Here is a 21,955-nt window from a genome sequence, read left to right on the forward strand (position 1 = left end):
GCATTGCGTAGGGATGCTGGCAATGCCCGATATATCCGGCATCAGGCACCGCCGACCTATATCTGTCAGAACCGTGCCAATTCCTCTTTCGCCTCGGCATATTCCCTTGCCAGCCGCTCGATGCGTTCTGCGGCCGGAAGAATTTCCCGCACGGCGCCAATCCCCTGGCCCGATCCCCAGATCTGGCTCCATGCCTTGGGTTTGCTTGAGCCCTCGCTGAAATTCATCGACGAGGCGTCGGCATGTTCCAGGTTGTCCGGATCCAGCCCGGCATTGCGGATCGATGGCGCAAGGTAATTGCCCGAGACGCCGGTGAACAGCGACGACGTGACGATATCCATCGCCCCGCTCTCGCAGATCATCTGCTTGTATTCGGATGGCGCGCTCGCCTCTTCGGTGGCGATGAAGGGGCTGCCGATATAGGCCAGATCCGCACCCATCGCCCGAGCGGCCAGAACCGCCCGCCCGGTCGCGATGGCACCCGACAACAGCAGCGGTCCGTCGAACCATTCCCGGATTTCCTGCACCAGCGCAAAGGGCGATTGCGGGCCGGCATGGCCCCCTGCGCCCGCCGCGACGGCGATCAGCCCGTCCGCGCCCTTCTCGATGGCCTTCCGGGCGAATTTGTTGTTGATGATGTCATGCAACGCGATTCCGCCGCAATCATGGGCGGCCGCGTTCACCTCGGGGCGCGCGCCGAGCGAGGTGATCCAGATCGGCACCTTGTGACGGTGGCATATCTCGATATCGCGTTCCAGCCGCGCATTGCTGCGATGCACAATCTGGTTGACCGCGAAGGGTGCCGCCGGACGGTCGGGATTGGCCTGGTTGTGGCGGTCGAGCTCTTCGGTGATCCGGGTCAGCCATGCTTCGAGCTGGATCTCTTCGCCATCCTTCTCGCGCGCGTTCAGCGCCGGAAAACTGCCGACGATCCCGGCCTTGCATTGCGCGATGACCAGATCGGGAGTTGAGACGATGAACATCGGCGACGCCACGACGGGAATGCGCAGATTCTGCAGAATGGGCGGCAGCATGGGGTTCCTCCTTGCAATTTGTGCAACGATGGCGTGGGCTTCGGAATCATGCAAGCCGTGACGCGGCGACATAATTTGCAAACATTCCGTCTGGCTAAACCAGCCGATGCGGTCTAGCCCTATGTCGGAACTACCTTTCATCGAAGGAGCCGCCCGCATGACCTTCCGCCTCAGTCTCGCCTTCCTTGCCGCCTCCGCTCTGCCGGTCGCCGCAGAAACCTCGCGCGTAGCCGTGATCTCGGCCTTCCCGCCGGAGTGGGTCAGCCTTCAGGCCGATCTGGAAGGGGCCGAAACGCAGGTGATCAATGGCAGCGAATTTATCACCGGCAAGCTGGGCGGGCAGGATGTGGTGCTGTTCCTTTCGGGCGTGTCTATGGTCAACGCGGCCATGACCACGCAACTGGCGCTGGATCATTTCGACATCGACGCCATTGTCTTTTCGGGCATCGCGGGTGGTGTCGATCCGTCGCTGAATATCGGCGATGTCGTGGTGGCGGATAAATGGGGCCAGTATCTCGAGTCGGTCATGGCGCGTGAAACCGGTGACGGCTTCGAGATCCCGCCCTTCCTGGAATCTCCTTTCCCGAATTACGGCATGATTTTCACGCGCGAAACGACCGTTGCCTCGGATCGGGGAGAGCCTGAAACGCGCTTCTGGTTCGAAAGCGATCCGAAACTTCTGCAAACGGCAAAGACCGTCGCGGAGGGGATTGATCTGGCCGAGTGCAACAGCGAGAATGCCTGCCTTGAGCAGGCGCCGCAGGTCCGTGTTGGCGGCAATGGCGTGTCGGGCTCGGCTTTCGTGGATAACGCGGGGCTGCGGGAATGGATTTTCGACACATTCGAGGCGCGGGTTGTCGACATGGAATCTGCCGCCGTGGCGCAGGTCGCATGGGCCAATCAAACGCCGTTCATCGCCTTCCGCTCGCTGTCCGATCTGGCTGGCGGCGGTGAGGGAGCGAACGAGATGGATATCTTCATGTCGCTCGCCTCGGAAAACTCGGCGCTGGTGGTCAAGGAGTTCCTGGCGGCGCTATCGAAGGAATAATGGGCCGTCAGCCCGCCGCGTCGAAGGTCTGATCCCAGATATTGCCCTCGGTATCCTCGGCATGGACGCTGATCGGCTGGCCATTGGGCGTATAGGCGAAACGGAACACAGGATCCTCGCTGACCGAGATCCCCGCCTGCATCGTGAACAGCAATTCATCGCCCTGCCGCACCTCCAGCCGGTCGATGAAATGGGCGGGAATATTCATCAGCGTCACCTGATCGCGCTGCAACCCGGAAAACATCGGGTGGCGGATCATCAGCGTGCCGATGCTGCGGTCCCCGTCCTGCGTGGTTTTCCAGCGCATCTGGCCCATGGACTTTTCCACCGCCGCCATGTCCTTGCCCGCCGGGGCGGAACAGCCGCCCGAAGCCTTGACGAAGCGTCCCGCCATGATCTTGCCGCCATCGGTCCGGGTGCCGATGGCGCGCAGGTCGGTATAGGCATCGACACGCACGCGGACCTCGAAATCCAGCGGCATCAGCGCTTCGCCGAAACTGTATTCGGCGGCCACGGGCGCCGGGTTTTCATCGATTACCAGTGTCAGGTCGTTCAGCGCCGGGGCATCTGGTGCCTGAGTCAGCCGGATCGGCACGATGGCCGCGTCATTGGCGCGCGCCGGGGCATCGACATCCAGAATGCTGGCATCGATGGGCGGCTCTTCGGACAGGCCCAGGACCGATTCTCGCAGATCGTTCCACGTTTCCGAAGGTTGCAGCGGGTTCTCCTGCGCCAGAACGGGCGAGGCCATCAGAAGCGCTGCGGCAGTAAGCCATGCTTTCATCGTCATCCTCCCTTCTTCATGCGCCGGTAGATCAGTTCCGCCATGTCCGCGCCCGCGTCCTCCTCGGCCCGGGCGATGACCTGCGCATGCAGCGGCGATTTCGAGCAGACCGGGTCAGTCGCCCGCGCATCGCCCGCGATCGCCATAGCTTGACACCGGCAGCCGCCAAAATCCATGTTTTTCCGCTCACAACTGCGGCAGGGCTCGGCCATCCAATCGGTGCCGCGAAAGGCGTTGAAGGCCTCCGAGAGGTGCCAGATATCGGACAGGGACCGGTCACGGATATTCTCGAACCGCATCCAGCCGATGGAACCGGCAGCGTGGCAGGGCAGGACCGAGCCATCGGGCGCGACATTCAGCCCGGTCGAGCCCCAACCACCCATGCAGGCCTTGGGATAGACCGCGTGATGATCGGCGGGAACATAGTCGATGACCATCCGCCCGCGCAGCCGGATTCGCGCTTCGTTCACCACCTGCCGCGCGAAGACTGCCTGTTCGCGGGTGGGCATCAATGCCTTGCGGTTCAGGTCGGCCCAACCGTGGAACTGCACGGTCGCCACCTCGATCCGCCTCGCGCCAAGGGTTTCGGCAAGCTCGATCATGTCGGGCAGACGTTCCATGTTCTGGCGATGGACCACGGCGTTGATGGTCAGGGGAAAGCCGATCTCGGTGACCCATCCGGCAAAGCCCATCTTCTTGTCCCAGGACCCCGGATGGCCGCTGATCCGGTCGGCCATGTCGGGGCGGATGCCCTGCAGCGAAAGCTGGACGTGATCGACCCCCTTGCGGTCCAGTTCCTCCAGCCGCTGACGGGTGATACCGATGCCCGAGGTGATCAGGTTGACATAAAGCCCTGCCGCGCTTGCCGATTCCACGATCTGTGCCAGATCGCGCCGTGCGCCCGGCTCGCCGCCCGAGATATGCACCTGCAACACGCCCAGATCGGCGGCCTCGCGGAACACACGCGCCCAATCCTCGGCGGGCAGTTCGGCCTGCGAACGAGTCAGTTCGACCGGGTTCGAGCAATAGGGGCAGGCGAGCGGACAACGGTGGGTGATCTCGGCCAGCATCGCCATGGGCAGGCCAGGAGTGACCGGGTTGCCGTCAAGATCGCGGGGCTGGGCGGGAAGATCCTTCATGGCGCGTCCTTGGGGCGTGACTGGAACCTGCAACCGGGGGTTTCACATCCTGTTGCCGGCTGGTTCTCGAACCAGTGGCGCACCATTGGCGACCCCGTGAGGTATTTGCACAAAGAAGAATATGTGCGTGGCTTGAGCATCACGCGGAAACCTCATTAACCCGGGGCGATTTCACGAACACCATCCGCCGTTCGATCAGGCCGGTCAGGAAATCGCGGATATCGCCGGTGATCTGATCCTCCGGGGCCTGGTATCGGGTGGCGAGATCGCTTGCGATGGCAGCCATGCTGCGTTGCCCGTCAAGCTCCGACAGGATCGCGTCACCGATGGCGTCAAGCTGCATGGCACGCTCGGGGGCCTGCAATACACGAATGCCGCGCACCCGGTCATCCTCCAGCCGCACACCGCGCGGCAGATAGGGGATGTCCTCGGAGGCGATCAGCGGGTCCATCACAGCATCCCTTCTCCGGGCCGCCATGCGCCGGGCGGGATATTGCCTTCGACATAGCCATGCCATAGCGCATCGAGCTGGGCCCAGAGCACATCGGTCTTGAAGACCAGCGCAGCCGCGGCAGCGTTCTGTTTTTCCAGCGTGTCGGCATGGGTCAGCACGTAATCGAGGCCAAAGGCCACGTCCTCGGGCGCCTCGGTCAGGCGTTTCCTGAAATAGGCGAGGCTGGTGTCGTCGGCGAAGTCGTAATGGGTCAGCAAACCCTCGATCCGCTGCGCATGGATTTTCGGGGCGAAAAGTTCGGTCAGGCTGGCGGCAACAGCGTCCAGCAGCGGCATGTCGCGGACGAAGCGGAGATAGGCTTCCACCGCGAAACGGGTCGCGGGCATGATGCCCTGACCGGAGGCGACATAATCGGGATCCAGTCCCACGGCGCGAGCCAGCGCCAGCCAGCGGCGGATGCCGCCGCCCTCGCTCACCCCGCCATCGTGATCCTCGATCCGTTTTCGCCATCGGCGGCGCAGGTCGGGGTCCTCGACGCGCGACATGAAGGCGGCGTCCTTCATCGGAATGCGCGACTGATACATCCAGCGATTGATGACCCATGCACGGACTTCGTCGGGCGTGCATTCGCCGCCATGCAGCCGGGCATGGAAAGGATGCCGGTCATGGTAGCGCTCGGCACCGATGGCGCGCAGGCGGGCCTCGAATTCCTCGCGGGACTGGGGCTGGCTGGGGATGTCCTTCACAGCGTGATCTCCATGCCGTCGCGGCCGATCTGCCATCCCTGCGCCTCGGCCTTGGCCGCCTGTGGACTGGAGGGATCGGTCAGCGGGTTGGAATTGTTCATATGCACGAAAATCCGGCGCGCGACAGGCGCATCCGTCAGTTCGGTTATGGCCTCCGAAGCCGGCATATGACCCATGCGGCGACCGGTTTTCTGGCCAAGCTCCATGCGGATCATTTCGTCATCCTCCCAAAGCGTGCCGTCGAACATCAGCAGGTCGGCGCCGCTGATGCGGGCTTTCAGCCAGCCCGGCATCTCGGCGCAGCCGGGAATATAGAGTGCCCGGCGCCCCCCGGCTTGCAACTCGACCCCGACGGTGGTTTCGCCGACCAGCCCAGTCTCGACCACTTCTCCCTCCTGGTAAAGCGGCACCTTGCCCGGAACCGCAAAGAGTGTCGCGTTCAGGCCGGGGACAAGCTCGACCGTCTGATCCAGCGAGACGGTCCGGCGCGGCACCAGATCGGTGCGCAGGGCTGACAGCATCGGGTTTGCGGCCAGCGCGTCATGGATCGCGGCGGTGGCGAACAGTTCGAAAGGCTGGCTTTCGCGCAGGGTCAGCAGCCCGGCCACATGATCGATATCGCCATTCGTCACCAGCACCGAACGCAGGGGCATCTGCCGTGGCCCGGTCGGATGAAGCGCAGGGGTGGCGGCCAGTTGTGTGCGGATATCGGGCGAGGCGTTCAGGATCGCCCAGTCCCGCCCATCCGCGCTGACCGCGACCGAACTTTGCGTCAGGGACGGGATTCGCCCTGCCCGCGCGGCATCGCAATTGTCGCAGCCGCAATTCCATTGCGGCAACCCGCCACCTGCCGCTGCGCCCAGAATGATGATCTTCATGTGGCTTCAGACAAAGCGACCCTGCCCGACAAATCGGACAGGGCCGTTTCCTGCCTGTTTCCGATGGTTCAGAACAGGACGGGCTCATCCTCTGCCGGGGCATACATGTTGATTTCCATGCCGCAGGCGATTTCCTTCAGGGTGGGTTTGGTCCATGCCATCTTGGTTCACTCCTCCAAAAGCCGGGGTCGTGGGATTCACGACTGGACCTTATGGTAGATGAGAGGCAGCATTGGTCAACAAGACTAAGGTCTGATAGCGGTGCTTTCTGTGCCTGCCGGGCCGCTAACGGGAATGTTCGGCAATGTTTCATCTTATATTGACCGTTTGCCTTGCCGGATCGTCCGAGGATTGCGCGCCGATACTTCTGCCGCAAGCCGAGGCCGGCACGCGGGCGGAATGCGAAGCCCGGGCAGGACGAATCGCCGAATCCTGGCTGAAGGGCCGCTCCGGGCTGGTCGGTGCGGGGAGCGAATGCCTCCCGACAGGGGAGTTGACCGCGCTGCCGCTGCAGCAAGTGGCACCCGGCGTTCATGTCTATATCGGCGATCCCGTTCAGATGGAGGAATCTGCGGATGGCAGGATCGCGAATCTGGGCGTGGTGATCGGCGAGGCATCGGTGGCGGTGATCGATACCGGTGTTTCGCGTGCACAGGGGCAGGAGCTTTTTGCCGCGATCCGGCGACTGACAGATCTGCCGGTCAGTCATGTCATCCTGACCCACATGCATCCCGACCATGCCCTGGGGACATCGGTCTTCAAGGAAGCGGGTGCGGAAATTCTGGGACATGCCGCGATGCCCATGGCGCTGGATATCCGGGCGCGAGGCTATCTGGACAGCATAACCCGGCTTTACCCTCCCGCAGAGGTCATCGGCACCGAGATCACCCTGCCGGACCGGACTGTCGCAGACCGTGACAGTATCGATCTTGGCGGGCGCAGTCTTTCATTGCGCGCAGAGGGCACGGCTCATACCGACAATGACCTGACGGTTTTCGACGAGGCGACAGCGACTCTGTTCACGGGCGATCTGGTGTTTCGGGAGCTTGCACCAGTAATCGACGGTTCGTTGACCGGTTGGCTGCAGTGGCTGGAGGTTGCGCCTCGGCCGGTGCCGCAGGTGATCGTTCCGGGACACGGTGCCGTGACCGACTCATGGGCAGAGGCGATCGGACCGCAAACCGAGTTTCTGACAGCATTGAGGGATGCCACGCGAGAAGCCATCGCGGCAGGTGCGCCGATGTCCGACGCGGTGCCGCAAGTAACAAAATCCTTGCAAGATATGGAAGATACATGGAATTCTTTTCCCGAGACCGCCGCGCGTGACGCCACGGCAGCTTATAAGGAGCTGGAATGGGAGTGAGTTTTATCTGACAAAGCTGTATAGGTAATAACTGATAGCGTTAACATTTGGACAAGAAACGATCCGAAGCGAATGCATGGGAGGACAAGATGAAGAATGTATTCTGTTTGACCGCTGCGGTTGCCGCCATGTCTGCCGGGATGGTGCAGGCGCAGATGGTCATCGAACCCGGCAGCGACGACCGTATCAATTGGCAGAGCCTCGAGGATTTCAAATCGTCCCATACCGGGCTGGAGGGGCAGGAATTCAATATTCTCGGCCCCTGGCTCGGTGCGGACCAGGAACTGTTCACCTCGCTGCTGCCCTATTTCGAAGAGGCGACCGGGGCCAAGGCGAATTATTCCGGTTCTGACAGTTTCGAGCAGCAGATCGTGATCGACAGCGAAGCGGGCTCGCCTCCTGATATCGCGGTATTGCCGCAACCGGGGCTGGCCGCTGATCTGGCCAGCAAGGGGCATATCAAGCCATTGGGCGATGAAATGGCGCAATGGGTGCGCGACAATTACGCGGCGGGGGATAGCTGGACCGCTCTGGGGACCTATGCCGGACCCGACGGCAGCGAGGCTTTCTATGCCTTCCCCTTCAAGGCCGATGTCAAGTCACTGGTCTGGTATGTGCCCGAGAATTTCGAGGATGCGGGCTATGAGGTGCCCGAGACCTACGAGGATCTCAAGGCACTGACAGAGCAGATCGCCGAAGATGGAGAGATCCCTTGGTGCATAGGGCTTGGTGCGGGCGGCGCCACGGGCTGGCCGGCGACCGATTGGGTCGAGGATCTGATGCTGCGCGTCAACAGCCCCGAGGACTACGACGCCTGGACCACCAACGAGATGCCCTTCAATGACCCGAAGGTCATCGCGGCCATCGAGGAGTTCGGCTGGTTCGCCAAGAATGACGATTTCGTTGCCGGCGGCGCGGGTTCGGTCGCCTCGACCGATTTCCGCGACAGCCCCAAGGGCTTGTTCGAGTATCCGCCCGATTGCTACATGCACCGTCAGGCCAGCTTTATCCCGTCCTTCTTCCCGGAAGACATGGAGATCGGTGTGGATGCCGATTTCTTCTATTTCCCGGCTCCGGCCGATGGCAATCTCGGTCAACCGGTCCTTGGCGGCGGGACGCTGTTCGCGGCCTTTTCCGACAATCCGGCGGCAATGGCTTTTATCGACTTCCTGAAGGTTCCCGCCGTGCATGAAATCTGGATGGCGCAGAGCGGTTTCGTGACCCCGCATACCGGCGTGAATCCCGAAGCCTATGGCGACGAAACCCTGAAGAGGATGGGGCAGATCCTGCTGGACGCAACCACATTCCGCTTTGACGGTTCCGACCTGATGCCGGGCTCGATCGGCGCGGGGGCGTTCTGGACCGGCATGGTCGATTTCGTCGGTGGCAAATCGGCGCAAGAGGTGGCCGATGCCATCCAGCAGAACTGGGACACCGTCAAATAGGCTGCCGCAGGCAGGCGCAATACGGGTTGGCGCGGGGCACGCGCCGACTCTGCCGGAACCAGGGGGGAAAAGATGGAATTGTTCTGGCTGGCCGCCCGTACGATCGTCATTGGCGTTTTCGGTTGTGTGGCCTGGTTCTGGGGATCGAACATGGTCCTCGATGCGATATACCCGCCGCGCGGTGAAAAGGCGGGAGACAATATCCGCAGGGCCAATCAGATCCGGCCCTGGCTGTTTCTGGGCCCCGCGATCCTGTTCATGGGATTGTATCTGGTCTATCCGGTCCTCGACAGCCTGTGGCGGTCGCTGCACAATGCGGATGGCAGCCGGTTCGTGGGCGTGGACAACTATACATGGGCCGTGGGCGATGCGAAATTCCGCGAATCCATGCGCAACAACATGCTGTGGCTGTTGGTCGTGCCGGCTCTGTCGACATTGTTCGGGCTGATTGCCGCGCAGCTGACCGATAGGATCAGATGGGGCAATATCGGCAAATCGCTGATCTTCATGCCGATGGCAATCAGCTTTGTCGGCGCAGGGGTGATCTGGAAGTTCATCTATGAATACCGCGATGCCGATGAAACGCAGATCGGCCTGCTCAATTACCTCGTGACCAGGCTGGGCGGCGACCCGCAGCTTTGGCTGACACTGATCCCGTGGAACAACTTCTTCCTGATGATCGTGCTGGTCTGGATCCAGACCGGTTTTGCCATGGTGATCCTGTCGGCCGCCCTGCGAGGCATTCCGGAAGAGACCATCGAGGCCGCGATCCTTGACGGCGCCTCGCCGCTGCAGGTGTTCTTCAAGATCAAGGTGCCGCAGATCATGGGCACCATCGCGGTGGTCTGGACCACGATCACCATTGTCGTGCTCAAGGTTTTCGACATCGTTTTCGTGATGACGAACGGGCAATGGGGCACGCAGGTTCTGGCGAACCTGATGTATGACTGGATGTTCCGCGGCACCCCCGACTACGGCCGCGGCTCGGCCATCGCAATCGTCCTGATGCTTCTCGTGACGCCGATCATGATTTGGAACATCCGTAACGCCCGCAAGGAGGTTCGCTGATGGATGGTATGGCGGGACAGAAATCGACGCTGACATGGGTGGTCAATATCTCCGCCCTGTTGCTGGTGCTGGCATGGACGATTCCGACGTTGGGCTTGCTCGTGTCCTCGTTCCGCGACCGCGACCAGATTGCCGGCAGCGGCTGGTGGGCGGCATTCTCGACCTCCGAGCAGACGGGTTTTGTCCGCACCGGAACCGATGACGATGCCACACAGGTCGACGGCATCTATGTGATCGAGGGGACGGTGCTGGAAGGCGCGCAGGAACTGATCGCATGGGGCACCCGCTCGCGCGAGCCGGGGGCTTACCAGCCCGGAGAGACGGTCGAGATCGAGGATGGCTGGCAACTGACCGTGAACGAGGATGGCAGTTACCGCCTGACTTCGGATGCGCCATTCGAAATGCGGCGGGGCGAGCGGATTTTCACCACCACGAAGGCGCCCGCAAACCTGACCACGGCGAATTACCAGCGCGTGCTGACCGCCGAAGGGCTAGGCCGCGCCTTCATGAACACGCTGACGGTGACGATCCCGGCGACGGTGATTCCGATCCTGATCGCGGCCTTTGCTGCCTATGCCCTGGCCTGGATGCAGTTTCCGGGCCGCGCGCTTCTGACCGCTGCGGTGGTGGGGCTGCTGGTCGTGCCGCTTCAGGTTTCGCTGATCCCGCTGTTGCAGATGCATAACAGCATCGGCATCGGCAAGGGATATCTGGGGATCTGGCTGGCGCATACCGGGTTCGGCCTGCCTCTGGCGGTCTATCTCTTGCGGAATTACATGGTCGGGTTGCCGCGCGAGGTGATCGAATCCGCTCGCGTCGACGGTGCAACGGATTTCCAGATCTTCCGCCGTATCATCCTGCCGCTGTCTTTCCCGGCGCTGGCCAGTTTCGCGATCTTTCAGTTCCTCTGGGTGTGGAACGACCTGCTGGTGGCGACGGTGTTTCTTGGCAATACGCGTGAACAACTGGTCATGACCGGGGTTTTGCGCGAACTCATGGGCTCGAAAGGCGGCGAATGGGAAATCCTGGCGACTTCGGCCTTTATCTCGATCGCGGTGCCGCTGATCGTGTTCTTCTCGATGCAAAGATATCTGGTCCGCGGCTTGCTGGCGGGATCGGTCAAGGGTGGTTGATTTGAACGGAATGACGAAAGACTGGTGGAAGGGCGGGATCATCTATCAGATCTACCCGCGCAGCTTCCAGGACACCAATGGCGACGGCATCGGCGATCTGGCGGGTATTACGCAGCGCCTGCCCTATGTCGCCTCACTGGGGGTGGATGCGGTCTGGATCTCGCCTTTCTTCACCTCTCCGATGAAGGATTTCGGCTATGATGTCAGCGATTATCGCGGCATTGACCCGATATTCGGCAGCATGGAGGATTTCGACGGGCTGATCGGACGCGCGCATGAATTGGGCCTCAAGGTGATGATCGACCTGGTGATGTCGCACAGTTCGGACCAGCATCCGTGGTTCACGGAAAGCCGCTCCAGCCGTCACAACGACAAGGCGGCCTGGTATGTCTGGGCCGATCCCAGGCCCGACGGAACACCGCCCACCAACTGGCTGTCGATCTTCGGCGGCAGCGCGTGGCAATGGGATGCGCGGCGCGAGCAGTATTACCTGCATAATTTCCTGACCTCGCAACCGGATCTGAACTTCCATAACCGCGAGGTGCAGGATGCGCTGCTGGAGATGGTGCAGTTCTGGCTGGACAAGGGGGTGGACGGTTTTCGCCTGGACACGATCAATTTCTATTTCCACGATGCCCAGTTGCGGGACAACCCGCCGCTTGCGCCGGAACTGCGCAAATCCGACACCGCGCCGGCGGTCAACCCCTACAACCATCAAAGCCACAGATTCGACAAGTCGCAGCCCGAGAACCTGATCTTTCTCGAACGCCTGAACCAGATGCTGAGACAAAGCGGCGCGGTGGTGGTGGGCGAGATCGGCGACAGCGAGCGCGGGCTGGAACTGCTGGAGGAATATACCGGCGTGCCGGGCCGGATCGAGATGTCCTATGTCTTCGATTTCCTGTCCGGCGAGGATCTTCAGGCCAGCCGCATCGTCGAGGTGTTCGAGCAATTGCAGGAGGTCGCTCCGAACGCCTGGCCCTGCTGGGCGATGTCGAACCATGACGTCATGCGCCATATCAGCCGCTGGAACCTCTCGGACCGGGCCGCCAGGGCCTATTGCACGGTTCTGATATGCCTGCGCGGCTCTGTCTGCCTTTACCAGGGCGAGGAACTGGGCCTGCCCGAGGCCGAACTGCAATTCGAGGAACTGCGCGATCCCTATGGCATAGAGTTCTGGCCCGAGTTCAAGGGCCGCGATGGCTGCCGGACCCCGATGGTCTGGGATATGGTTGTGAATGGCGGCTTCTCTACCGGCCAGCCATGGCTGCCGGTGCCTCATGCGCATGTGCAGCGTGCCGTGGCCGGGCAGGAGGCCGATACGCAATCGATGTTGCACCATTACCGTTGGGCCATCGCACTGCGCCGGCAACACAGCGCATTGCGAGGCGGCGACATGACCGAGATCAGTGCCGATGGACCGCTATTGTCGTTCCGCCGCACCGACGATGCGCAAACATTGCAGATCCGTGCCAACCTGTCCGACCGGGAAACCGGCGGAATGGCGCCCTGGCAGGTGCAGATTATCGAAGGTTGATGAGGGGGAGGCTTCACCGTGGCCGATTTGAAATTGCAGGATGTCGCCAAGTCTTATGGCGATGTGAATGTTCTGAAGAATATCGATCTGGACATCAGCTCCGGCGAATTCATCGTTTTCGTCGGTCCTTCCGGTTGCGGCAAATCCACGCTCCTGCGGATGATAGCGGGGCTGGAGCAGATCACCGGAGGGACGCTGGATATCGACGGGCAACGGATGAACGACATCCCGCCGAGTCAGCGCGGCATCGCGATGGTGTTCCAGTCCTATGCGCTCTATCCGCATATGACAGTGCGCGACAACATGGCCTTTGCGCTCAGGATCGCCGGCAAGTCCAGGGATGAGATCAGGGAAGCGACCGACCGTGCCGGCAAGATGCTGCAACTGACCCCTTATCTTGACCGCCTGCCCAAGGCGCTTTCGGGTGGTCAGCGTCAGCGCGTGGCCATCGGCAGGGCGCTGGTGCGCGATCCCAAGGTCTACCTGTTCGACGAACCGCTCTCGAACCTCGATGCCGCCTTGCGGGTGGCCACCCGGATCGAGATCGCGCAGCTCAAGGAATCCATGCCCGACCGCACGATGATCTATGTCACCCATGACCAGACCGAGGCGATGACGTTGGCCGACCGCATCGTCGTTCTGGCCGGTGGCGGCATCGCGCAGGTGGGCGCGCCGCTGGAACTCTATGAACGCCCGATCAACGAATTCGTCGCGGGTTTCATCGGCTCGCCTGCGATGAATTTCCTGCCCGGCAAGGTGACGGCGGCGGGAGAGGAGACCACCGTGACTCTGGATGGCGGTGGAGAGGCGCGAGTAGCCATCCCGACCCGCGCCGGGGACGAGGGAATGCCGGTCAATCTCGGCGTCCGCCCCGAGGACATGTTCGAGACCGACGGTCCGGCGCTGTTCGAGGGTAAGGTCGATCTCACTGAGGCCCTGGGCGAGGTGACGCTGCTCTATTTCGGCACCAAGGCCAAGAATGCGCCGGTCATCGCCAAGCTACCCGGCATCCACGCCGGTTACGGCGGCAAGACCGTGCGCCTGACCGCGAAGCCCGAGACAATGCATCTGTTCCATGACGGGCAGTCGCTGCTGTATCGTGACGGGATCGAATTGCCGCCCTATCAGCCACGGATGGCAACCGCGGAGTAGGGCGCGCGAATCAGGTGAAATAGGTATCGCGTCCTGCGATAGCCGGGGGCGTGGCCGCCCCGTCGCCGGGTGGTCTCTCGAACCAGTGGCGCGCCGCCCGGCGACCCCTGCGGGAGATTTGCTTGAAGAAGGGCGAAGTCGGATCTGCGGCCATGCCATGGGACCAAAGTCGCAACACGCATTGACGCAACTCTGCTATACTCTCTGCCACGAGGAGGAGAATCATGGCGTATCGCAGCCACGCCGATCTGGTGGCCGAGCAATCGCAATCGAAATCCGCGACATCGGCGCTGGCTGCGTCATGGCGACGCTCGATGATGAAGCATGGGCTCGATCCCGGTGACCGGCACCGCCCCGAAAGGCTGTCCCTGTCCGAGTTGACCGCGCGCCGCGAGGCGATGGAAAGATTTCTTCATGTCGCCTCCCCGCAGCTCGACCAGCTTTACAACCTCGTCTGCCTGTCGGGCTGCAACGTGCTGTTGACCGATGCCGAGGGCGTGGTGCTGGATCAGCGCATGAATGACGCCGATGCCGCGCAGTTTCGGGACTGGGGGCTGTGGCAGGGGGCCGACTGGTCCGAGGCCGTGCAGGGCACCAACGGCATCGGCACCTGCCTGGTCGAGGGTAGGCAGGTCACTATCCATCGCGACGAGCATTTCCATACCCGCAATATCGGCATGTCCTGCATGGACGCACCGATCTGGGGGCCGGACGGCAAGTTGCTTGCCGCGCTGGATGTCAGTTCTGCCCGCGCCGATCAGACCGAACGCTATAATCGGCTGATCTCGGCCCAGGTCGCGCAGACCGCCAGGGCGATCGAGGCAGTGTTCTTCCGTGCCAGCTTTCCCGAAGCGCGTATCGTTGTCGCTTCGGACGAGGGTGGCGACGCGTCCATGCTGTTGGCGGTGGACAAGGACGATCTTGCCATTGGCGCAACCCGCGCCGCCCGCCGTGCATTGGGGCTGGAACGTGAAGGCGCCATCCGTCCACGCCCGGCGGCCGATCTGCTGGGCCGCAACGACGACATGTCGGGCTTTGACAAGGCCGAACGCGCCGCTGTCACCCGCGCCCTCGCGCGCGCCGATGGCAATGTTTCGGCCGCGGCGCGGGCGCTCGGGATTGGCCGCGCGACCATGTATCGGCGTATGGCCAGGCTGGGCTTGGGTGAAAAACAATCCTGATTGTCTCACCTGTGAGACAGCTTGCGATCCCGAAGCGTGACGGGTGATTGCCTGACGGGCCGCCTGCGCCAATCTCTTCCCCGGACCCGGATGGGGAGTCCGGGATGACCCAGAGGAGGAATGATATGCCGAACGATCAGACGCATGAATTCAAGGGTGTGGGCGTGATGCCCTTCGCCAGGCGCTATGACAATTTCATCGGCGGTCAATGGGCCGCCCCGAAATCGGGACGATATTTCGTCAATACCACCCCGATCACCGGCGGCGAGATCGGCGAGATAGCCCGCTCGAACGCCGATGATATCGAGGCCGCGCTGGATGCCGCCCATGCCGCCAAGGACAAGTGGGGCCAGACCTCGCCCGCCGAACGTTCGGGTGTGCTGTTGAAGATCGCCGACCGGATGGAGCAGAACCTGGAACTGCTCGCCGCTGCCGAGACATGGGACAATGGCAAACCGATCCGCGAGACCATGGCCGCCGACCTGCCGCTGGCCATCGATCACTTTCGCTATTTCGCGGGCGTGCTGCGCGGCCAGGAGGGCTCGCTCTCCGAGATCGATCACGATACCGTCGCCTATCACTTCCATGAACCGCTTGGTGTCGTCGGCCAGATCATCCCGTGGAACTTTCCGCTGCTGATGGCCTGCTGGAAACTGGCCCCGGCGCTGGCCGCCGGAAACTGCGTGGTGCTGAAACCGGCCGAGCAGACGCCGGCGGGCATCATGGTCTGGGCCGACCTGATCGGAGACCTGCTGCCTCCCGGCGTGCTCAACATCGTCAACGGCTTCGGGCTGGAAGCGGGTAAGCCGCTGGCCTCGAACCCGCGCATCGCCAAGATCGCTTTTACCGGCGAGACGACGACGGGCCGGCTGATCATGCAATATGCATCGGAAAACCTGATCCCGGTGACGCTGGAGCTTGGCGGTAAATCTCCCAACATCTTCTTTGATGACGTGGCCCGTGAGGATGACGATTTCTTCGACAAGGCGATCGAGGGCTTTGTGATGTTCGCGCTGAACCAGGGTGAGGTCTGCACTTGCCCGTCACGCGCTCTTATCCATGAATCGATTTATGACCGTTTCATGGACCGTGCCCTTGCCCGCGTGAAAGCAATCAAGCAGGGCGATCCGCGTGAATCGGACACGATGATCGGCGCCCAGGCCAGTTCCGAGCAGAAGGAGAAGATCCTCAGCTATTTCGACATCGGTCGTCAGGAAGGTGCCGAAGTGCTGATAGGTGGCAAGGCGGCGGATCTGGGCGGCGACCTGAGCTCGGGCTATTATGTCGAGCCGACCGTCCTGAAGGGCAACAACAAGATGCGCGTCTTTCAGGAGGAGATCTTTGGCCCGGTCGTGTCGGTGACCACCTTCAAGGATCATGACGAGGCCCTGTCGATCGCCAATGACACGCTATACGGTCTTGGCGCCGGTGTCTGGAGCCGCGAGGCCAATACCTGCTATCGCTTTGGCCGCGCGATCAAGGCGGGCCGGGTCTGGACGAACTGCTATCACGCCTATCCGGCCCATGCGGCCTTTGGTGGCTACAAGCAGTCGGGCATCGGGCGTGAAACCCACAAGATGATGCTGGATCATTACCAGCAGACCAAGAACATGCTGGTCAGCTACAGCCCCAGGAAACTGGGCTTCTTCTGATGCCGGCAGCGGGGGCCTGCACAGCCCCCGCACCCCAGCGAGGTATTTTGACAAAGAAGAAGGGGAACTGGCGTGAACTTCTTCTTTGCCCAAATACCTGAAATACTGACCGTGCCGTCAGGAAGGATATCGAAAAGGAGGCGCGAGATGTCCACTGTCACCGCTACCCCGGAGGCGTTGGAGCTTATCGCCGAAATCGTGGCCGATCACGGCCCGGTACTGTTCCATCAATCGGGTGGATGTTGCGACGGATCCTCGCCGATGTGCTATCCGCAGGGCGATTTCAAGGTCGGTGAGCGTGACGTGAAACTGGGCGAGATCGGTGGGGCGCCGTTCTTTATATCGGCCAGCCAGTACGAGGCATGGAAACATACCGACCTGATCATCGATGTGGTGCCGGGGCGGGGCGGTATGTTCAGCCTGGATAACGGGCGCGAGAAACGTTTTCTTACCCGTTCGGAAATCTGTTCGATCTGAAGATACCGCGCGTGATTGTGATGGCCGCCGGATATGCCTATAAGCGGGGCATTCCTGTGGAGGTCCGATCATGGCACATAATATCTTCATCGACGGCGAGGCTGGCACGACGGGCCTGCAGATCCGCGAGCGTCTGGAGACGCGCGAAGATATTCGGTTGATTCAGGTCGATCCGGCCCGCCGCAAGGAGGCAGGGGCGCGGCGTGAGGCATTCGCGCAGGCTGATGTGGCAATCCTGTGTCTGCCCGACGATGCGGCGCGTGAAGCGGTCGAGCTTTGCGCGGACCTGGATGTGCGGCTGATCGATGCATCGACGGCGCATCGGGTCGACAAGGCATGGGTTTTCGGCTTTCCCGAGTTGCACAAGGATAACCGCGCGCGCATCGCAGAGGCGCGTTTCGTCAGCAATCCGGGCTGCTATTCGACGGGTTCGATTGCCATGATCGCGCCTTTGGTCGCGGCCGGGCTGATTGCGCCGGACGAGCCGCTGTCGATCAATGCCGTCTCGGGGTTTACCGGCGGCGGAAAAGGGCTGATCGCGGAATATGAGAGTGGCGAGGCGCCGGCGCATTTTGTCTATGGGCTGGGTCAGAATCACAAGCATATACCCGAGATCATGCAGCAGGGCGGGCTGACGATACAGCCGGTCTTTGCGCCTTCGGTCGGCAATTTCGCCCAGGGTATGGCGGTGCAGTTGCCGTTGCGTCTGAATGGGCGTCGCAGCATCGCGGCCTTGCAAGAGGCTCTGGCCGCCCATTACGAAGGCGAGCATTTCGTTCGCGTTCTCGCGCCCGGCGAGGCTGGAACGCGAATCGTGCCTACGGAACTGAATGGCACCAATATGATGCATATCTCGATTCAGGGAGACGATGCGTCGGGCTGTGCGACGGTCGTTGCCGTGTTGGATAATCTGGGCAAGGGTGCTTCCGGAGCGTCGGTTCAGAATCTCAACATCATGTTGGGGCTGGACGAGGCGACGGGGCTGTAAACTTCGGAATAATCGATCGGTATATGGCGAGCGTGCGGTTTTGGCCGGGTGTCGCTGTCATGTCCGGCCCGTGCTGTCCGGGACATTCGGGTTTCCAAAGCTGCAATTCCTGATCAAATTACCATGATATTATTTACATGATCCAAGGATAAAGCTAGTCACGCGTGATGAAGCAGGCCGGTATCCGGCGGAATTCATCATCAGGGAAAGACATCCAATGCGTAGCTTCGCACTGTCCGGGTTGTTCATTCTGTCTCTTTGCGCTGCTGCGTCCGCAGCAGATGTGACCATAGCGACGGCACAGGGAGAGATCACGTTGCCTGGGCAGCCGGAAAGGGTGGCTGTTCTGGACGTCGCGGCGATCGATACAATGCAGGCGCTGGGCGTCATGCCCGCTGGGCGTCCCGACGACTTGATGGTCGATTATCTGGGCGAGGTGGAAGAGGCCGCCCAGCCCGTTGGCACCTTGTTCGAACCCGACCTGGAGGCGCTGGCCGCATCGGCCCCGGATCTCGTCGTGATAGGCGGCCGCTCCGCCGAGCAGCTTGACGCTGTGTCGCAGGTCGCCCCGGCCATCGACATGACGATCGGCTCCGATCTGATATCGGATGCCAAGGCACATATTTCGGCCTTTGGCGCGCTGTTCGGCAAGCAGGGCGAAGCTGCGGAACTGATCGCAAGCCTCGATCAGAAACTGGCCGAAGCGAAAGAGGCAGGCGAAGGGAAGGGCACGGCATTGATGGTGATGACGAATGGGCCGAAGATGTCGGCTTATGGGAAGGGATCGCGCTTTGGCTGGATTTTCGATGCGACCGGTCTGCAAGAGGCGGCAACGGGACTGCAAACCGATACCCATGGAAACGCGATCAGCCACGAATTCATTGCCGAGCAGGATCCCGACTGGCTGATCGTGCTGGATCGCGGCGCGGCCATCGGGCAGGATGGCGAGTCTGCGGAAGAGACGCTGAGGAGCCCGCTGGTGGAGGGAACCAAGGCTTGGAAGAACGGTAATGTCATCTACCTGGAACCCGCCAGCACCTATATTTCTGGCGGCGGCTACACGGCCCTCGCCGGCAACCTTGACAGGCTGACGAAGGCGCTGAAGGCCTCGGACGGCTGATGCGTCTTCTGCCAGCCGCGGCAACGGTGGTCCTGGTGATCCTGATGCTGGCCAGCCTTCTGATCGGTGTCGCGCAGGTCGATCTGCTTGCCGCCTGGCGGGATCCTTATGCGATGCTGGTGCTGATGGAGTCGCGGTTACCGCGCACATTGGCCGTCCTGCTGACCGGCGCGGCGCTGTCGGTGGCCGGCGTGGTCATCCAGAGTCTCGTGCGCAATCGCTTTGTCGGCCCCGATACTTCGGGCACTGCCGAAGGCGCAGCCCTGGGATTGCTGGCGATCACCATTCTGGTGCCGGGCAGCCCGATCTGGCTGCGGATGATCGCGGCAAGCGCTTCGGCCATGGTTACGACTGCGCTGTTTCTTGCTGTGATCCGCAGGCTGCCCGTGCGCGAGGTCATGCTGGTTCCCATAGCCGGCCTGGTGTTGTCAGGCGTTCTGGGGGCGATCGTCACCTTTGTCGGCTGGCAGGCGGATCTGATGCAATATGTCGGCACCTGGCTCATGACGGGCGAGTTTTCCGGCGTCATCGCCGGGCGTTACGAGTTGCTGTGGATTGCCGGTCTTGCCGCGGCCCTGGCCTGGTTCGCGGCTGACCGGCTGGCGATCCTGAGCCTCGGAGACCAGGTTGCAACCGGGCTTGGGCTGTCCACGGCCACGGTGATGCGATTGGGGCTGACAGTCGTTGCCGTGGTGACCGCGATGGTCGTGACCACTGTCGGGATGATCCCCTTTATCGGGTTGGTCGTGCCCAACCTGGTGGCCCGCGTGATGGGCGACAACCTGCGGGCCTCGCTTCCGGTCGTCGCAGTATCGGGGGCGCTGTTGCTGCTCACCTGCGATCTGGTCGCGCGCCTTGCCGTCTACCCGTTCGAGCTGCCCGTCGGCCTGATCTTGGGTATTCTGGGGGGAGGTATCTTCCTGTGGCTGCTGCATCATCGGCCGGCTCATGGATAGGCGCGGGGTCATGTTGTTGTCCGGGCTGGCCGTTTTGCTGGCGGCCATATCGCTGCTCTGGATGTTTCAGGGTATCGGGGGCGGCAATCGCGAGTTCATCCTGCGCCTGCGGGGCGGCAAGCTGGCGGCGCTGATCACTGTTGCCGCCTCTATCGGTGTGGCGACGGTGCTGTTTCAGACCGTGGCGGCCAATCGCGTCCTCACGCCGTCGATCATGGGGTTCGATGCACTTTATATCCTGCTGCAATCTGTGATGGTCGCATCGATGGGTTCTGCCGGGGTGGCGGGCTTTCCCGATATCGCGAAATTTCTTGTTGAAGTCGGCGCGATGAGCATGCTCGCCGCACTGTTGTTCGGCATGTTGCTGGCGCGGCGGGGGCGCGATATTCCTAGAACCATCCTGACCGGCGTGATCCTGGGGGTGATGTTTCGCTCGATGTCGGGGTTCCTGACCAGAATCATGGATCCGAACGAGTTCGCTGTGGTCCAGGCGGCAAGCTTTGCCAGCTTCAACCATGTCGATACGACCCTGTTGCCGATCGGGGCCGCACTGACCACGGCGGCGATCATGATCGCGCTATGGCTCTCGCCTCGCCTCGATGTGATGGCATTGGGACGTGAGCCTGCAGTGTCGCTAGGGCTACGTTTCGATACAATGGTTATCGGCGCGCTGATGCTGGTTGCCGTCCTGGTCTCGGTATCAACGGCGCTGGTTGGGCCGGTAGCGTTTTTCGGACTCATAGTGGCGGGGCTGGCCCATGGCCTGACCCAAAGCGCGCGCCATACGGCGCTGTTGCCCGCCGCGGCGCTGATCGCCTCGATACTGGTTGTGGGAGGACAATGGATATTCGAGCGAATCATGGGGCAGGCGGCAACCCTGTCAGTGGTAATTGAACTCGCGGGTGGGATCTTCTTTCTTTACCTTCTGTTGAAAGGACGTATCCGATGATCACTGTCGAGGGCGTCAACCATCAGATCGGTTCCGTGCGGATATTGCATGATATCCGGACAAGGCTGCCCGAGGGGCGGCTGACGGCGCTGATCGGGCCGAACGGGGCAGGTAAATCCACCCTGATGCGGTTGATCGGACGGCTCGAGGCACTGCAATCGGGCCGGATCACCGTCGCCGGACATGATCTTGCCACGACGCGGACCGGCGAGCTGGCAAAGATCATGGCCATTCTTGGCCAGAACACCGCCATCGCCAGCAGGCTGCGCGTGGCCGAGCTGGTCGGTTTCGGCCGCTGGCCGCATCATAAGGGCCGCCCGCGCCCACAGGATCGCGACAAGGTTTCTCAGGCTCTGGAGGCTTTCGCGCTGACCTCGCTGGCCAACCGCTTTCTGGATGAGATCTCGGGCGGGCAGGCTCAGCGCGCGCATATCGCAATGAGTTTTGCCCAGGATACGCCCTGGCTGCTGCTGGACGAGCCGCTGAACAACCTGGACATGGCCCATGCGCGTGGGCTCATGACGCTGTTGTCGGAATTGGTTCGGGGGCAGGGCCGCAGCGTTGCGATGGTCGTGCATGAAATCAATTACGCTGCCGCATGGGCCGATCATGTCATTGCGATGAAAGATGGCCGTATCATGGCCGAGGGCGACCCCGATACAGTGCTGACCGAGGCGGTGCTGTCGAAGCTTTACGATACGCCGGTCAGTGTCGGACGTCATCGGAATCGCCCGCTGGTGCTGCATCACGCCTGAAAAAGACGGCAGGTCAAACGGGTACACGCATTGGCACTCGGAGGGCATCGGCGCGTGCGCCCATGGCAACGACCAGCGCGGTGGTATCGAGAGCGC

Annotated in this window: 22 protein-coding genes; 15 read left to right on the forward strand and 7 right to left on the reverse strand. The window is 61.9% G+C overall.

The features are described 5' to 3' along the window. Positions 1-65 precede the first annotated feature (65 nt). The gene (locus tag C9E81_RS10990; RefSeq protein ID WP_122112352.1) at positions 66-1,034 is read right to left on the reverse strand and encodes an NAD(P)H-dependent flavin oxidoreductase; all 969 of its coding nucleotides are present in this window, start codon (positions 1,032-1,034) and stop codon (positions 66-68) included. 157 nt (positions 1,035-1,191) lie between these two features. On the opposite strand from C9E81_RS10990, the gene C9E81_RS10995 reads away from it, so the two are divergent. Then, the gene (locus C9E81_RS10995) at positions 1,192-2,082 is read left to right on the forward strand and encodes a 5'-methylthioadenosine/S-adenosylhomocysteine nucleosidase (protein ID WP_122112353.1); all 891 of its coding nucleotides are present in this window, start codon (positions 1,192-1,194) and stop codon (positions 2,080-2,082) included. A 7-nt stretch (positions 2,083-2,089) separates the two neighbouring features. On the opposite strand, the gene C9E81_RS11000 is transcribed toward C9E81_RS10995, so the two are convergent. From C9E81_RS11000 to pqqA, 6 genes are all read right to left on the reverse strand, one after another. Next, positions 2,090-2,866: a quinoprotein dehydrogenase-associated SoxYZ-like carrier gene (locus tag C9E81_RS11000; protein WP_122112435.1), complete on the reverse strand. Its 777-nt coding sequence runs from the start codon at positions 2,864-2,866 to the stop codon at positions 2,090-2,092. A 2-nt stretch (positions 2,867-2,868) separates the two neighbouring features. After that, complete coding sequence (gene pqqE, locus C9E81_RS11005) at positions 2,869-4,005, reverse strand: pyrroloquinoline quinone biosynthesis protein PqqE (protein ID WP_122112354.1); 1,137 nt, start codon at positions 4,003-4,005, stop codon at positions 2,869-2,871. 139 nt (positions 4,006-4,144) lie between these two features. Then, positions 4,145-4,456 carry a pyrroloquinoline quinone biosynthesis peptide chaperone PqqD gene (gene pqqD / locus C9E81_RS11010; RefSeq protein WP_122112355.1) on the reverse strand — a complete coding sequence of 104 codons (312 nt, stop codon included), beginning with the start codon at positions 4,454-4,456 and terminating at the stop codon, positions 4,145-4,147. Beyond that, positions 4,456-5,205: a pyrroloquinoline-quinone synthase PqqC gene (gene pqqC, locus C9E81_RS11015; protein WP_243698610.1), complete on the reverse strand. Its 750-nt coding sequence runs from the start codon at positions 5,203-5,205 to the stop codon at positions 4,456-4,458. Before pqqC ends, pqqD begins: the two co-directional genes overlap by 1 nt. Next, a complete protein-coding gene (gene pqqB / locus C9E81_RS11020; protein WP_122112357.1) occupies positions 5,202-6,083 on the reverse strand; it encodes a pyrroloquinoline quinone biosynthesis protein PqqB in 882 nt (293 codons plus the stop codon). The genes pqqC and pqqB overlap by 4 nt, the downstream gene beginning before the upstream one ends. Before the next feature lie 68 nt (positions 6,084-6,151). Next, a complete protein-coding gene (pqqA, locus tag C9E81_RS11025) occupies positions 6,152-6,244 on the reverse strand; it encodes a pyrroloquinoline quinone precursor peptide PqqA (protein ID WP_076522366.1) in 93 nt (30 codons plus the stop codon). Positions 6,245-6,387: 143 nt separating this feature from the next. Between pqqA and C9E81_RS11030 the strand changes: the two genes are divergently transcribed. From C9E81_RS11030 to C9E81_RS11095, 14 genes are all read left to right on the forward strand, one after another. Next, complete coding sequence (locus tag C9E81_RS11030; RefSeq protein ID WP_122112358.1) at positions 6,388-7,446, forward strand: quinoprotein relay system zinc metallohydrolase 2; 1,059 nt, start codon at positions 6,388-6,390, stop codon at positions 7,444-7,446. An 89-nt stretch (positions 7,447-7,535) separates the two neighbouring features. Further along, positions 7,536-8,891 carry an ABC transporter substrate-binding protein gene (locus C9E81_RS11035; protein WP_122112436.1) on the forward strand — a complete coding sequence of 452 codons (1,356 nt, stop codon included), beginning with the start codon at positions 7,536-7,538 and terminating at the stop codon, positions 8,889-8,891. A 72-nt stretch (positions 8,892-8,963) separates the two neighbouring features. Then, a complete protein-coding gene (locus tag C9E81_RS11040; RefSeq protein ID WP_122112359.1) occupies positions 8,964-9,959 on the forward strand; it encodes a carbohydrate ABC transporter permease in 996 nt (331 codons plus the stop codon). Beyond that, the gene (locus tag C9E81_RS11045) at positions 9,959-11,092 is read left to right on the forward strand and encodes an ABC transporter permease subunit (protein WP_122112360.1); all 1,134 of its coding nucleotides are present in this window, start codon (positions 9,959-9,961) and stop codon (positions 11,090-11,092) included. Before C9E81_RS11040 ends, C9E81_RS11045 begins: the two co-directional genes overlap by 1 nt. A 10-nt stretch (positions 11,093-11,102) precedes the next feature. Continuing rightward, positions 11,103-12,629, forward strand: coding sequence for an alpha-amylase family glycosyl hydrolase (locus C9E81_RS11050; protein ID WP_122112437.1), 1,527 nt, complete (start codon positions 11,103-11,105; stop codon positions 12,627-12,629). Between the two features lie 18 nt (positions 12,630-12,647). After that, positions 12,648-13,781, forward strand: a complete 1,134-nt coding sequence (locus tag C9E81_RS11055) for an ABC transporter ATP-binding protein (RefSeq protein WP_122112361.1) — start codon at positions 12,648-12,650, stop codon at positions 13,779-13,781. A gap of 224 nt (positions 13,782-14,005) precedes the next feature. Further along, a complete protein-coding gene (locus tag C9E81_RS11060; protein WP_243698611.1) occupies positions 14,006-14,962 on the forward strand; it encodes a GAF domain-containing protein in 957 nt (318 codons plus the stop codon). A gap of 125 nt (positions 14,963-15,087) precedes the next feature. Then, positions 15,088-16,614, forward strand: coding sequence for an aldehyde dehydrogenase (gene adh / locus C9E81_RS11065; RefSeq protein ID WP_122112362.1), 1,527 nt, complete (start codon positions 15,088-15,090; stop codon positions 16,612-16,614). A 147-nt stretch (positions 16,615-16,761) separates the two neighbouring features. Next, positions 16,762-17,091, forward strand: coding sequence for a DUF779 domain-containing protein (locus C9E81_RS11070; RefSeq protein ID WP_122112363.1), 330 nt, complete (start codon positions 16,762-16,764; stop codon positions 17,089-17,091). Between the two features lie 70 nt (positions 17,092-17,161). Beyond that, a complete protein-coding gene (gene argC, locus C9E81_RS11075) occupies positions 17,162-18,079 on the forward strand; it encodes an N-acetyl-gamma-glutamyl-phosphate reductase (protein ID WP_122112364.1) in 918 nt (305 codons plus the stop codon). A 217-nt stretch (positions 18,080-18,296) separates the two neighbouring features. Then, on the forward strand, positions 18,297-19,199 hold the full coding sequence (locus C9E81_RS11080) for a siderophore ABC transporter substrate-binding protein (protein ID WP_122112365.1): 903 nt from the start codon (positions 18,297-18,299) through the stop codon (positions 19,197-19,199). Next, entirely contained in the window at positions 19,199-20,155 is a 957-nt protein-coding gene (locus tag C9E81_RS11085) for an iron chelate uptake ABC transporter family permease subunit (RefSeq protein WP_122112366.1), read from the forward strand. The genes C9E81_RS11080 and C9E81_RS11085 overlap by 1 nt, the downstream gene beginning before the upstream one ends. A 10-nt stretch (positions 20,156-20,165) precedes the next feature. Then, positions 20,166-21,104: an iron chelate uptake ABC transporter family permease subunit gene (locus tag C9E81_RS11090; RefSeq protein ID WP_243698612.1), complete on the forward strand. Its 939-nt coding sequence runs from the start codon at positions 20,166-20,168 to the stop codon at positions 21,102-21,104. After that, entirely contained in the window at positions 21,101-21,859 is a 759-nt protein-coding gene (locus tag C9E81_RS11095) for an iron ABC transporter ATP-binding protein (protein ID WP_122112368.1), read from the forward strand. The genes C9E81_RS11090 and C9E81_RS11095 overlap by 4 nt, the downstream gene beginning before the upstream one ends. Positions 21,860-21,955 lie beyond the last annotated feature (96 nt).

Source organism: Paracoccus alkanivorans (genome assembly GCF_003697785.1).
Lineage (GTDB): Bacteria > Pseudomonadota > Alphaproteobacteria > Rhodobacterales > Rhodobacteraceae > Paracoccus > Paracoccus alkanivorans.